The sequence below is a fragment of the Hymenobacter sp. 15J16-1T3B genome, assembly GCF_020711235.1.
Lineage (GTDB): Bacteria > Bacteroidota > Bacteroidia > Cytophagales > Hymenobacteraceae > Solirubrum.
Genome location: NZ_JAJFAV010000007.1, coordinates 236,806 through 249,753 on the forward strand (window position 1 = coordinate 236,806; position 12,948 = coordinate 249,753).

General features: G+C 66.0%; 11 protein-coding genes. 7 read left to right on the plus strand and 4 right to left on the minus strand.

From position 1 onward, the window contains the following. Positions 1 to 313: 313 nt before the first annotated feature. Both LJ737_RS13995 and LJ737_RS14000 read right to left on the minus strand, forming a co-directional pair. Positions 314 to 3,049, minus strand: a complete 2,736-nt coding sequence (locus LJ737_RS13995; protein ID WP_227766733.1) for a PIG-L family deacetylase — start codon at positions 3,047 to 3,049, stop codon at positions 314 to 316. 126 nt (positions 3,050 to 3,175) lie between these two features. After that, positions 3,176 to 3,640 (minus strand): hypothetical protein, encoded by a 465-nt coding sequence (locus LJ737_RS14000; RefSeq protein ID WP_227766735.1) that lies wholly within the window; start codon positions 3,638 to 3,640, stop codon positions 3,176 to 3,178. 163 nt (positions 3,641 to 3,803) lie between these two features. On the opposite strand from LJ737_RS14000, the gene LJ737_RS14005 reads away from it, so the two are divergent. After that, positions 3,804 to 5,465 carry a S8 family serine peptidase gene (locus LJ737_RS14005; RefSeq protein WP_227766737.1) on the plus strand — a complete coding sequence of 554 codons (1,662 nt, stop codon included), beginning with the start codon at positions 3,804 to 3,806 and terminating at the stop codon, positions 5,463 to 5,465. A gap of 239 nt (positions 5,466 to 5,704) precedes the next feature. Next, positions 5,705 to 6,664, plus strand: coding sequence for a YitT family protein (locus LJ737_RS14010; RefSeq protein ID WP_227766738.1), 960 nt, complete (start codon positions 5,705 to 5,707; stop codon positions 6,662 to 6,664). Between the two features lie 260 nt (positions 6,665 to 6,924). Here the strand turns inward: LJ737_RS14010 and LJ737_RS14015 are convergent, their stop codons facing one another. Continuing rightward, a complete protein-coding gene (locus LJ737_RS14015) occupies positions 6,925 to 7,746 on the minus strand; it encodes a DUF3667 domain-containing protein (RefSeq protein WP_227766741.1) in 822 nt (273 codons plus the stop codon). Between the two features lie 81 nt (positions 7,747 to 7,827). Between LJ737_RS14015 and LJ737_RS14020 the strand changes: the two genes are divergently transcribed. The 5 genes from LJ737_RS14020 (at position 7,828) to LJ737_RS14040 (ending at position 12,067) form a co-directional block, all read left to right on the plus strand. Beyond that, a complete protein-coding gene (locus LJ737_RS14020) occupies positions 7,828 to 8,658 on the plus strand; it encodes an MOSC domain-containing protein (RefSeq protein WP_227766742.1) in 831 nt (276 codons plus the stop codon). A gap of 79 nt (positions 8,659 to 8,737) precedes the next feature. Beyond that, the gene (locus tag LJ737_RS14025) at positions 8,738 to 9,808 is read left to right on the plus strand and encodes a hypothetical protein (protein WP_227766743.1); all 1,071 of its coding nucleotides are present in this window, start codon (positions 8,738 to 8,740) and stop codon (positions 9,806 to 9,808) included. A gap of 3 nt (positions 9,809 to 9,811) precedes the next feature. After that, positions 9,812 to 10,282: a nucleoside-triphosphatase gene (locus tag LJ737_RS14030; protein WP_410779953.1), complete on the plus strand. Its 471-nt coding sequence runs from the start codon at positions 9,812 to 9,814 to the stop codon at positions 10,280 to 10,282. A gap of 157 nt (positions 10,283 to 10,439) precedes the next feature. Next, the gene (locus tag LJ737_RS14035; RefSeq protein ID WP_227766747.1) at positions 10,440 to 11,237 is read left to right on the plus strand and encodes a DUF547 domain-containing protein; all 798 of its coding nucleotides are present in this window, start codon (positions 10,440 to 10,442) and stop codon (positions 11,235 to 11,237) included. 155 nt (positions 11,238 to 11,392) lie between these two features. After that, positions 11,393 to 12,067: a DUF2461 domain-containing protein gene (locus tag LJ737_RS14040; protein WP_227766749.1), complete on the plus strand. Its 675-nt coding sequence runs from the start codon at positions 11,393 to 11,395 to the stop codon at positions 12,065 to 12,067. A gap of 220 nt (positions 12,068 to 12,287) precedes the next feature. On the opposite strand, the gene LJ737_RS14045 is transcribed toward LJ737_RS14040, so the two are convergent. Then, complete coding sequence (locus LJ737_RS14045; protein ID WP_227766751.1) at positions 12,288 to 12,911, minus strand: deoxynucleoside kinase; 624 nt, start codon at positions 12,909 to 12,911, stop codon at positions 12,288 to 12,290. Positions 12,912 to 12,948: the final 37 nt, after the last annotated feature.

Genomic DNA, 12,948 nt, shown 5'->3' on the forward strand with positions numbered 1-12,948 from the left:
GCCGGACACTTCGGCGGTAGCAGCGTCGGCGAGGCGGCAGAAAGTGTCGGTGAGCCGGTAGCAACACGCGAATGGCGGCCGGGCGCCACGGACAACCGACGGAACCGATTACCAGGCTGCCGGCGCAGCCTGATTGGTGGCAATGCGTTGCGGGCAAGTGTAGCTTTCAGCGTCAGCAACGACGGTCCGCCACCCAGGCCGCCGCTGGCGCGGCGGCTTCCTCCTCGTCCGAGGAGGGTAGTTGGTCGTTCTGCTGCCCCTGCCCTACCTGGCCGATTCAACTTCTAAACAACTACCCTCATTCCTGCCGGCCCTAATTCGCCTTGTCCTTGCCCAGCTCGATCATGTTGGTGATGAGGCGGTAGGCGCCGGGCACGCCGGCGGGCAGCTCGCGGAAGAACGAGAGGCCGGTGTAGATATAGTGGCCCTTGCCGTAGTCGGTGACGAGAATGGCCGATTCCTTGGGCTTTTCGCCGGGGTCCTGGGAGCTGATGACGGTCTGGTACTTCGGGTCCCAGGAGCTGGGGTAGTAGAGCCCCTGCTCCTGCTGCCAGCCCTCAAAATCCTTGGCGGTAATCTTGTTGGGCAGGCTCATGAGCTGGTGCTGGGGCCGGGTGATGGTCACCGGCGCGTCTTCCACCGTCACGCGGTCATTCGATAGCTGCATGGGGTACGGGCCGATTTCGGGCAGCACCGTGCCGCGGTTGACGGTGTACTGCACCACCAGCGTCCCGCCCTTTTCCACGTATTCGAGCAGCTCCTTCTGCTGGTATTTAAGCCGGTCGACGGTGTTGTAGGCGCGCACGCCGAGCACCACCGCGTCGAAGCGCTTAAGCTTGTCGGCCGACAGCTCCTCGGGCTTGAGCAGGGTGACGCGGTAGCCGAGCTGGCGCAGGGCGTCGGGCACTTCGTCGCCGGCGCCCATGAGGTAGCCGATTTCCTCCTTGCGGCGCTTCACGTCGAGGCGCACCAACGGGGCCACGGCTTCGGGGAAGAGCGTTTGCGTCGGAATGTGTGGGTAATTGATCTGCTGGATGCCGCGCGTGAGCTTGCGGGGCCCCTCCGGGCCCGGCACGCAGAAATAGCCGCTGTAGCTAACCACAGCCCGTAGCTCGGCCTGCCCGGGGGCCACCTCCGGTCCGGGCTGCACTTGGAAATACAGCGTTTTCTCTTCGTTTTTGGTGGCCAGTTTGAACTCGGTTGCGGCCGGGCTGACCTTCCAGCCCGCGGGTACCGACAAGCTTACGGAGCCACTGGCGTTGGCTTGCCCGGCCCGCACCGTGACGGGCACCGTTTTCGGTTGCTGATCGGCAAACACGTAGGCCCGGGCGCCGGGCAGGTTAACCAGAATCGGCGGCAGCACCACCAGCGGCTGGTAGATTTCGCCCACGGCCGGATCGACGCGCTTGAACTGCACCGGCACGCTGATCAGCAGCGGCGGCGTCTCCCCGACCTGCACCGCCACCGAAGCAACGGCCAGCGTTGGGTTTTCAGGGCGGCCGAGCAAGTCGTGCGTGCCGGCCTGGTAGGCTTTGGTGCCATCCGGGCTGGTTAAATTCGTCAAGAATACCAGCTCTTGAGCCCCGATCAGGGAGTGCGGCGCATCCAAGTTGTCGCCCGGCCGCACCCAGCGGTTGAGGCTGACGGCATACGGCAGTTCGTACATGCCTGCACCTTGGCTACGCTGCTGCAGCCAGTAGGGCTGCGAGTTGGGGCCGCAGTCGGGAATGGAGAAAGCCGGGCGCAAGGTCAGCAACTTGCCCGGCAGCAGGGTCTGCGTCCAGGTAGTATCCTTGGCCAGGCCCGGCGTGGTGCCGTCGAATGACACGTCCGTCACCTTCACCGGCATGCTCGAGCGGTTTAGCACTTCCACGCGCAGGCGCGTCTGTTCGCGGGCGCCTAGCAAGGGAGCCGGCGCCAGCGCCTCCACGCTCAGGCCCAGCGCCGCTTGGCACAGCTGCTCCAGCTCCTGCTGCTTTTCCCGGGCCCAAAAGGACTCGGTGGTCGGCAGGCTATTCTCCCCCACGTTCTGACTGAGCTTCGCCAGGACCGCCCGCACCTTGAGCAGCGCGGGCACCGAGGCTTCCGGCTTGCTCGCATCGTACTTGCGGATGACTTCGTCAATGAGCTTGCCCACGGCGGCGCCGCCCTTCACGCGGTTCCAGCTCAGGTCCACGCCGTCGAGCGGGTCTTTCGTGGCCTTCTCCCCTTTCACCAGCTGCAGGTACTCCAGCGCCTCGCCGCGCTGGGCGGCCGAACCGAAGCCCTGGGAACGGTGCTGGGAGCGGCTGCGGGCGGCAATTTCGCCGTAGCTCTGGCCGAGCAGGGCGTTGTAGCCACCGGCGTCGAGCTTGAGGTAGCCCTCCATCGACTCGCCGGGCTTCACGAAGAAGGAGCCCGTGTTCCAAAGCAGGCGCTTCGGGCTCCAGGGCTGCACGTACTTGAGCTGCTCGGGAAAGCGCTTCGGGTCGCCGGCGGCGTCGAAGGCTTCGGCGGCGAGGATGGCGGAGGCTTGGTGGTGGCCGTGGCCGGCGCGGGCGTCGGGCGGGAAACGGGTGATGAGCACGTCGGGCCGGCGCTGGCGAATCACCCAGACCATGTCGGCCAGCACTTGCTCCTTGTCCCAGATCTTGAACGTCTCGTCGGAGGTCTTGGAGAAGCCGAAGTCGTTGGCGCGGGAGAAAAACTGCCGGCCGCCGTCGATGCGGCGGGCCGCCAGCAGCTCCTGGGTACGGATGACGCCCAGCTGCTCGCGCAGCTCCGGGCCGATGAGGTTCTGGCCGCCGTCGCCGCGGGTGCAGCTGAAGTAGCCCGTTTCCACGAGGCGGCCGTTGGCCATGTAGGCAATCAGGCGCGTGTTTTCGTCGTCGGGGTGGGCGGCAAGGTAGAGCACCGAGCCCAGGACGTTGAGCTTTTTGAGGCCCAGCAGAATTTCCGAGGACGAGTAGATTTTGGGCGCCTGGGCCTGGGCTTGGGCGGGGAAGAACGACGCGGCAAACAGGCTGAGGGCCGGCAGGGCGGCGCGGACGAGGCGACGGGTCAAAGACATTCGGGCAAGACTAGAAACGCGGGGCGTAAAGGTAGACCGCCGAAGGGGTAAGATGTTTCGGCAGACTCGGCAGGCCCGCGGTGCTGGCAGTCACTGCCCAGCCGGGCGCCGCCGGGTACTGCCCAGCTACTCAATAAGGGCGGGCAGGCCCAGGGCCAGTGCGCCACAGCCCAGGCAGTAGCGCGTGGACCAAGCGGTGGCCAGCGAGCTGGGTGAGGCGTGCACTAGCGCGTACCAGCCCACAGCCGCCCCCAGCTGCAGCGTCCGCGGCCGCGCGTGCAGGTAGCGCCGGTACGAGGGCCACGGGCTCCAGAAGGCTTGCACGACCACGAGTGCGCTGAACACCAGCAGGCAGCCCAAGAAGAAGAAAGCGGCTTCGAGGGAGTTGCCGAATACCTGCAGCGCCCCGGCCAGCCCGGCCGCGGGCGGCGGCGCTTCGGCGGCCGGGCTGGCCGGCACGGACCGCGGCTCCAGCCAGGGCAGCAGCACGGCTAGCGCCAGCACCGGCAGCACCAGTAGCCAGGCTATGCCCAGCACACCGGCCCACACCTGCGGCGGCAACCGATGGAGAGTATCGGGCCGGTAATTCACGCGGCGGGAACGAGATATACCACAATATCAGTTAAAGCCTATGGATAGAAAAACCTGACTTGGCCGCAACGCCCGCCCTCCGGCTGGCGTCAGTGGCCTATCTTTCCGGCACGCAATTCGTTTGGTTGCCGCCGCACCTTACCCTAGATTTTTCCCTTTGCCCATGCGCATTTCCCTCCGTCCCTGGCTGACCGTGCTCGGCGTGGCCCTGCTGCCCGCCGCGTCTTTTGCCCAAAGCGCCGCCCCGGCGCCGGCCGCCGCCCCCCAGTGGACGATGCTCGACCCCAAGGCCAACAACGTGATGGGTATTAGCGCCGACCGCGCCTACGCCGAGCTGCTAAAAGGCCGTACCGCCGCCCCGGTGGTGGTGGCCGTCATCGACTCGGGCGTGGACACGGCCCACGTGGACCTGAAACGCGTGCTCTGGCACAACCCCAAGGAAATTGCCGGCAACGGCAAGGACGACGACGGCAACGGCTACGTCGACGACATTTACGGCTGGAACTTCCTCGGCGGCAAGGACGGCCGCAACGTGGACACCGACACCTACGAGGAGACGCGCCTGGTCGCCAAGCTCAAGCCGCTCTACGAGGGCAAAAGCCGCTCGGCGGTAGCCAAAGACAAGCAGGCCGAGTACGACCTGTACCAGCGCGTGAAGAAGGACTACGACAAGAAAGTCAAGGAAGACACCGAAAACGCCCAGCAGTACGGCCCGCTGAGCGAAACCATCGGCAAGAACGTGGACATCGTGAAGAAGGTGCTGGGCGTGCAGCGGCTGGATACGGCCGTGCTGCGCAACCCGCCCACCCAGGATGCCCGCCTGAAATCGGTGGCCTCGCAGTGGTACCAGAGCTTGGTGGCCTCGGGCGCGCCCGACATGGAATCGGTGGTGACGCAGATGCAGGAGGCGGCCACCAGTTCGGAGAAGCGGGTGAAATACTCGCTGAACCTGGACTATAATCCCCGGGCCGAAATCGTGCAGGACGACGAAAACAACGTGGCCCAGCGCACCTACGGCAACAACGACGTGCACGGCCCCGACCCCATGCACGGCACCCACGTGTCGGGCATCATCGCCGCCGACCGCCGCAACAACGAGGGCGTGCTCGGCGTGGCTGATGCGCCGGTGCGCATCATGGCCGTGCGCGCCGTGCCCGACGGCGACGAGCACGACAAGGACGTAGCCAACGCCATCCGCTACGCCGTCGACAACGGCGCGACGGTCATCAACATGAGCTTCGGCAAGTACTACTCGCCCCAGCGCAAGGCCGTGGAGGACGCTATCCGCTACGCCGGCTCCAAGGGCGTGCTGCTGGTGCACGCGGCCGGCAACGAGTCGAACAACATCGACCAGGTGGACCACTTCCCGGCTGCCATTGCCGAGGGCGCCAAAACCACTTACCCCAACGTGCTGACCGTGGGCGCCTCGGCCAGCAAAAACGACGAGAAGCTGGCGGCTGAGTTTTCCAACTACGGCAAGCGCGTCGACGTTTTCGCCCCGGGCGTAGCCATCTACAACACGCTGCCCGGCAGCAAGTACGGCAACGAAAGCGGCACCAGCATGGCCGCGCCCACGGTGGCCGGCGTAGCGGCGGTGCTCAAAAGTTACTTCCCGCAGCTGCAGGCCGCCGACCTGAAGCGCATCATCATGCAGTCGGCCGAGCCGGTGCACACGCAGGTGCTCAAGCCCGGCGAGGAAAAGAAAAAAGTCGATTTCACGACCCTGTCGAACACCGGCGGCGTGGTGAACCTCTACCGCGCCGTGCAACTGGCCCAGCAGGCCACGGCCTCGGCTAGCGGCGCCACTTCCGCCGGCGGCAAATAAGCAAGCTCCCTCCTTCGGCAGCCGCCACCGGCGCTTCGGCGTTGGTGGCGGCTTCGTTTTTGGGCCATACGCGCCGGAGCCCTCGGCGTGCCCGCGGGCGGGCTCAGCGGCGGCTTGGTTCGGAAAGGGCAGGCCCGTTGGGTAGCCTTTTTTCGCAGCCGCCCGGCTAGGGTACGCTCATTCCGGTCAAAAAACCATCTTTGGCCGTACCTAGCACTATTACCTAGCCTCGCCGCCGCATGCTGATCCAACAACTCATCATCCGCAACGTCCTCCGCCAGCAACAAGCCGACGGCCCCACGCCCGGACCCTCCAACCACGAGCTGTGGCAGCAGGCGCGGCGGCTGCTGCGGCGGCAGCTCGTCAACGCAGGGCTGATGCTGGCGGGCATTTTCTCGGCGGCGCTGGGCTTGAAGGGCTTTCTGTTGCCCAACGACTTCATCGACGGCGGCGTGACGGGCATGTCGCTGCTGACGGCGCACGTGACGGGCTGGCCGCTGTCGGTGCTCATCATCGTCATCAACGCGCCGTTTCTGCTGCTGGCTTATTTCCACCTCGACCGGGTGGTGGCCGTGCGCGCCACGCTGGCCATTATTGGTCTGGCCCTGGTGCTCTACTTCGTCACCTTCCCGGTGCTGACCACCGACAAGCTGCTGATTTCGGTGTTCGGCGGGTTTTTCCTCGGGGCGGGCATCGGCCTCACCATCCGCGGCGGCGGCGTGCTCGACGGCACCGAAATTCTCTCGGTCTTTGCCAGCCGCAAAAGCCCGCTGAGCGTGGGCGACGTGATTCTGCTCATCAACATCGTCATCTTCCTGGTGGCGGCCTGGGTGCTGTCGGTCGAAACCGCGTTGTACTCCATCCTGGCCTACCTCTCGGCCTCCAAAACCGTCGATTTCATGATTGACGGCCTCGAAGAGTACACCGGTGTCACCATCATTTCCAAGCGCAGCGAGGCCATTCGCCTGATGATTACCGAGAAGCTCGGCCACGGCGTGACCATCTACGCCGGCCGCACCGGCTACGGCGGCCACGGCCACCAGCAGGAAGGCCTCGACATCGTCTTCACCGCCGTCACGCGCCTGGAACTCACCCGCCTGCGCACCGAAGTCGAAGCCATTGACCACCAGGCCTTCATCCTCATGCACAGCATCAAGGACACCCGCGGCGGCTTGATTAAAAAACGGCCGCTGCATTAGCGGCTTTGTGGCGGAGTGGATGAGCAGATGAGTAAAACAGCCCGTCATCCGGAGCGCAGCGAAGGACCTTCTTCGTGCCCCGCACCAACCGAGAAGCGCAGCCCCCAACGGCCTTCATATTGGTCGTGGTGGCTGCGCTTCGCCTTTAGGGCTGGTTAGCGTCTGCTCGTTGGCATTAGGGGATATGCAAGGTGCCAACAAGGTCCTTCGCTGCGCTCCGGATGACGGGCTGATTGGTTCGTCCAATTGCTGCCCGCCCGCTACGGCAGCCAGAAGTGCATGACGTAGATCCAAAAGGCCACCCAGTTGGCGCCGAAGTTGATCAGCCCGGCCAGCAAACTGACCGCCAGCGCGCTGCCAAGGGCCCGCGGCCAGCTTAGCTCCAAGCCGCCCCGCCCAATCCAGCTCAGGTAGCCGAAGTACACCAGGCCTTGCAGCAGGGCCGTGCTGCTGCCCGGCTCCAGCCCCACGAACAGAAACACGCTTACCAGCGCCAGAATCAGCAGCAGCTGAAAGGCGCTGCCGATGACGACCAGCACGAAGAACGACTCGGCGTAGTTGAGCCGGCGGCGGTAAACGGCCCAGGCCACCAGCGCGTGCACGGGCATGAGGCCCAGCCACCACACGTTGAAAAACTTACCGACGGCGTGAAAATACCGGCCCACCCGCGCCAGCACGGCCGCCGGGGCGCCGTGGGCCTGCATGGTGTGCTGCACCTGCTCGCCGATGCGCTCATAGTAGTGCAGCTGCACGGCCAGTACCGTGGCCACGCCCACCGCCAGCAGCAAGAACTGAAACGGGTTGAAATACCGCTTGCGGCGCCCGGCCAGGTAGTCGCGCACCACGCGGCCGGGGTGCAGCAGCACCTGCCCCACGAAGCCGACGATGCTCTTGTCGGCGTGGGTAAATACGTGCAGGATTTCGTGCAGCACGTGGGCCGTGGAAAGGCGGTGCGGGCGCGGCTGCCCGCAGTGCGGGCAGTAACCGGCCCCGGCCAGCAGGGGCTGCGCGCAGTTCAGGCAGGGCTCGGCCGCGGGCGGCAGTTCCGCCACGTCGGCGGGCAGAGTGGCGGCGGGATGCATAGCAACGGCACCACTGGTAAGCAGCGGCTCCGCAGTTTACCCCCTTTCCGACTCCCGCGCAAGCCGTACCTTCGTCCCACTATGGCCGATACCTCCGCTCCGCTCACGCTGACCGATTTATACCTCTACCCCGTCAAGTCGCTCGGGGGCCTGCGCGTGCCCGAGGCCGAGCTGACCAGCCGCGGCCTGCGCCACGACCGGCGCTGGCTGGTGGTCGACCAGCGCGGGCAGTTTCTGACGCAGCGCACCCACCCGCAAATGGCGCTGCTCCACCTCGACTACGCCCACAACGGCTTCATCATCCGCCACATCCAGCGCCCCGACCTACGCCCCTTGCTCGTGCCCTTCGAGGCCGAACACAAGGGCACGCAGTTCGTCACCATCTGGGACGACATGGTGTTTGCCTTCCGCGGCCTCAAGGAGCACGACGAGTGGCTGACCGAGGCCCTGGGCTTGCCGGTGCGCCTGGTGCACATGCCCGAAGCCGCCCTGCGCGACGCCGACGGCGGCTACGCCCCCGGTCTGGTTAGCTTCGCCGATGCCTACCCGTACTTACTCATCGGCCAAGCTTCGCTCGACGATCTGAACCAGCGCCTGCCCGAGGCCGTGCCCATGAACCGCTTCCGCCCCAACCTAGTGGTGAGCGGCGCGGCGCCCTACGCCGAGGACACTTGGTACGAGTTTCAGCTCGGCGGCGTGACCTTCCACGGCATTCGGCCCTGCGCCCGCTGCGTGCTCACCACCACCGACCAGCAAACGGCCCAGCGCGGCCCCGAGCCCCTGCGCACCCTGGCCGGCTACCGCACCCAGGGCAACAAGGTCATGTTCGGCATGAACGTCGTCGGGCCGGCCCAGGGGCTGCTGCGCGTGGGCGCGGCGGCGGCCGTGGTCAGCCACCACCTGCTCACGTAGCCCCCGCCGCCCCGTCCGGCCTGCCCCCACTCGTTTTGCCCGCCGCCGGGTTTTCAGCCGCCGCTTCGCCCCGCTTGCCATGCCCCAGCCCGCCGCTACCGCCGTTGTTGCCCCGCCCCTGCTGCTGCCGCGCCTCGTGGCGCTGTGGGCGCTGAGCGAAGCCCTGCTCGGCGGGGTGCTGCACGCGTTTCGGCTGCCGGTGACGGGCTTGCTGGTGGGCGGCGCGGCCGTGGTGCTGCTGACCCTGCTGGGCCACTACCGCCGCGGCCCCGGCACGGTGCTGCGCGCGCTGCTGGTGGTGCTTACCATCAAGGCGCTGCTGAGCCCGCATACCTCGCCCAATGCCTACGTGGCCGTGGCTTTCCAGGGCCTGCTGGGCGAAGTGCTGAGCTGGCCGCGGGCCCTGCCTCGCCTGCGCGGCCTGCTGCTAGGCTTGCTCACGATGGTGGAGTCGGCCGGGCAGCGGGTGTTGACGCTGTGGCTGCTGGGCGGCCAAGCTCTGCCGGCCGCCTTCAATGATTTTGTGCGCGGCTTGCTCGGCACCACCGCTACCAGCCAGCCGAACTACGCGCTCTGGCTGGTGGGCCTGTACTTCGGCGCGCACGCCGTGGTGGGCGCGGCGCTGGGCTGGTGGGCCGGGGGCTTGCCGGCCCGCCTACCCGGCCTCGTGCAGCGCTACGCCTGGCTGCAGCTGCACCCCGAGGCCTCCCACGACGAGACGGAAAGCCCAGCTGAATCGGCGGCGAACCGCCCCCGCCGCGGGGGCATCAGCCGCTTGCTGCTCGGGCTCTGGCTGGGGTGCCTGGGGCTGTGGCTGGCCGCCGAGCTGGGCTGGGTGCCGGCCGCGGCGGCCAACGAGCACCGCCTAGGCGGCCTGCTGCTGCGCTCCGTTTTGCTTTACGGCGCGTGGACGCTGCTGCTCGGGCCCTGGCTCACCCAGCGCCTGCGCCACTGGCTCACGCGGCCGCGCGGCCGCTGGGCCGCCGACCTACGTCACACCCTCGCTTTGTTGCCCGCCACCCGGCAGCTGGTAGCTAGTTGCTGGCGGCACTCGGCCGGGTACCGCGGCCGCAACCGCCTGCGCTGGTTTGGCCGAGCCCTGGCCGTCAACGTCCTGCTGCGCCCCGACGACGGGCCGCCGGCTGCCTGAGCCATGCAGATTCACTTACTCAGCGGCCCCATCCGCTCCGGCAAAACCACTTGCCTGCGCCGCTGGGTCGCCGGCCAGGCCGGAGTAGGCGGGTTGCTTATGCCCACCGACTACCAGAGTCAGCGGCACTTCCTGGACCTGCGCAGCGGCTTGCGCTGGCCCGTAGCGGCGCGGCCGGGCCAGTGGCCGGTTTTGTCGGTGGGCCGCTTTCAATTTTCTCCGGCGGCCTTTGCCTGGGCCAACGCCGCCCTGCGCGGCGCCGCTACGGACCCGGCTGTTCACTGGCTAGTGGTCGATGAAATTGGCCCACTGGAGCTGCGCGGCGAGGGACTGGCCCCAGCCCTGACCGACGTGCTCAGGGCAGCATCACATCCGGATCATTTGATAATTGTGGTCCGCAGTGGGCTGGTCGAAGCAGTGTGGCGGCGGTTTAAACTGCACCGTTGGCCTATGTCCCATTTTGGTAACAGCTAACAATTATTACATATCCCTTCCGGAATAATTTTATTTAGCATTGGTAAAATGCCGGCTTGATTATACTTTTGCCACGCGCAAGTGGCTGGCTCTTATCCCGAAATAGGAACAGGCCCTTGGCAAAAGTTCTTTTCGCGCCCCTGCCTGCACCTAAGCAATGATTCAACCCCGCTTCGTTTGGTCACAGCTGCTCCTGTGGCTTACGCTGCTCATCAGCACCGGCGCCCGCGCCGACAACAACACCCTCGAGTTGTTGCACCAGCCCTGGGATGATCTGCTCAAACGAAACGTGCAGGCCGACGGCCGCCTGAGCTACGCCGACCTAGCCGAGCACGACGACCAGCTGCGCGGCTACCTGCAGGCCCTGCGCCGCACCACGCCCCAGGCCGCTTGGTCGCGCCAGGACCAAGCGGCGTTTTGGCTGAATGTGTACAACGCGTACACGGTGCACTTGGCGGTGGAGTATTACCCCGTGCAGCGCCTGAGCGACATCAAAGTGAAGACCGTGGGCGGCTACCGCTCGGTGTGGGAAGCGCCCGAGGTCAACGTGGGCGGCAAGCAGTACTCGCTCAACCAGATTGAGCGCGAAATCCTGCCCCGCCTGCTGCCCCAGGACCCGCGCCGCTTCCTGGCCCTGCACTGCGCCGCCGCCTCCAGCCCAACCCTGCTGCCCGAAGCCTTCAGCGGCCCACAGCTCGACGCGCAACTCGACGCCCAGGCCCGCCGCTTCGTCAACGACGCCACGCGTAACCAGCTCACGCCGGCGGCCGTGCAGGTGTCCAGCGTGTTCGACTGGCACGCCGCCGAGTTTGGCGACGCGGCCCGGCTCGTGGCCTTTCTCAACCGCTACGCCCAGACGCCGGTAGCGCCCACCGCCACGGTGCAGTACCTGCCCTACGATTGGTCGCTCAACGAGGCGGAACACCCCGGCGTGATGGCCCAGCGCCACCGCTAGCCGCGGGGGCGGCCCGTGTTGCTCCTTATCCAAACCCCAAGGCCCGGCAACGGGCCTTTTTCTTTGCCGGCGGCACTAACCACCGTCTCGGGTGGTTGTTCATCACCGGGCCCGCCGGCCCGCTTTTCGCACTTCCCACTTCCCCTTCTCCGCCCGTGACGGACCTCGCCCCCGTACTCGAGTTTCTGCGCCAGCTCAAGCAGAACAACAACAAACCCTGGATGGACGCGCACCGCGCCGACTACCAGCGCGCCCGCAAAACCTACACCGCCCTCATTGCCGACCTGCTGCAGCGCGCCCAGCAGTTTGAGCCCGGGCTCCTGACGCTCAGCCCGTCGGACGTGATGTACCGCATCAACAAAAACGACCGGTTTCAGCAAAGCGACGAGCCCTACAAAAACCACATGGGCGCCGGCCTCAAGCGCGACGGCCGCCAAAGCCCCTGGGCCGGCTACTTCGTGGCCCTCGAGGCTGGCGGCGAAACCTACGTGGGCGCCGGCCGCTGGCAGCCCGAACCCCAGCAACTAGCCCGCATCCGCCAGGAAATTCACTACAACGCCGACGCCTTCCACTCCATTCGCCAAGCTCCCGAGCTGCTGCGCGAATTCCCCAATGGCCTCGACATGAGCCAGGCCCTGCGCACCGCCCCCAAAGGCTACGACCGCACCGACCCCGACATCGAGTGGCTGCGGCTGAAAAGCTTCTTCGTGTGGCGCGCCTTCCCCGACAAAGAAGTGCTCCGCCCCGACTTCCCCGAGCGCGTGCTGGCCGCCTGGCAAGCCGCGCAGCCGCTGGTCAGCTTCCTGAACGAAGCCATGGCGGGGGAATAAGGGAGTAAAGAGTAAGGAGCCCGATCATCCCGACAGCCATCCTGAGCGCAGCGAAGGACCTTCCTCCTACCCCGCACCGCCGCGGCTTACGCAGAGCCAAGCCCAAACGCCCCGCTCGACAGGATAGCAAAAAGAAGCGCAGCCACCAGATCGGTGGCTGCGCTTCTTTTTAACGGGGCTGAAGGAAGATCCTTCCCGCTGCTCAGGATGACGGGGCTTCTTAAAACAAGCCGAACAGCTTGCCCTGAATCTTCTCGATAATGACGCCCAGGTCTTCGGGGCGGGCCACGTAGTCGAGCTGGTTTACGTCGATGACGAGCAGCTTACCGGCGTCGTAGCTGCTGATCCACCGCTCGTAGTGCTCGTTGAGGTTTTTGAGGTACTCAATGCGCATGTGCGTCTCGTAGTCGCGGCCGCGCTTCTCGATCTGCTGGATGAGCTTGGGCAGATCGGCCTTGAGGTAGAGCAGCAAATCGGGCGGCTCCACCATGCTGATCATCGAATCGAACAGCGAGCGGTAGTTTTTGAAGTCCCGCTCGTTCATCAGGCCCGATTCGTTCAGGTTCGCGGCGAAGATGTGGGCGTCCTCGTAGATGGTGCGGTCCTGAATCACGCCCTTGTTACCCTTCTGCAGCTCCTTGATGCGCTGCGTCTGGCGGAAGCGGCTGTTGAGGAAGTACACCTGCAGGTGGAAGGCCCACCGCGGCATGTCGTCGTAAAAATCCTTCAGGTAGGGGTTGTCGTCGACGTCTTCCAGGAACACTTCCCACTGGAAGTGGTGGGCCAGCTTGTGAGCCAGGGTAGTCTTACCGGCGCCGATGTTGCCGACAATGGCGATATGCATGGGTGGAGGGCAAATGCAGAATGAGGCCGACAAAAGT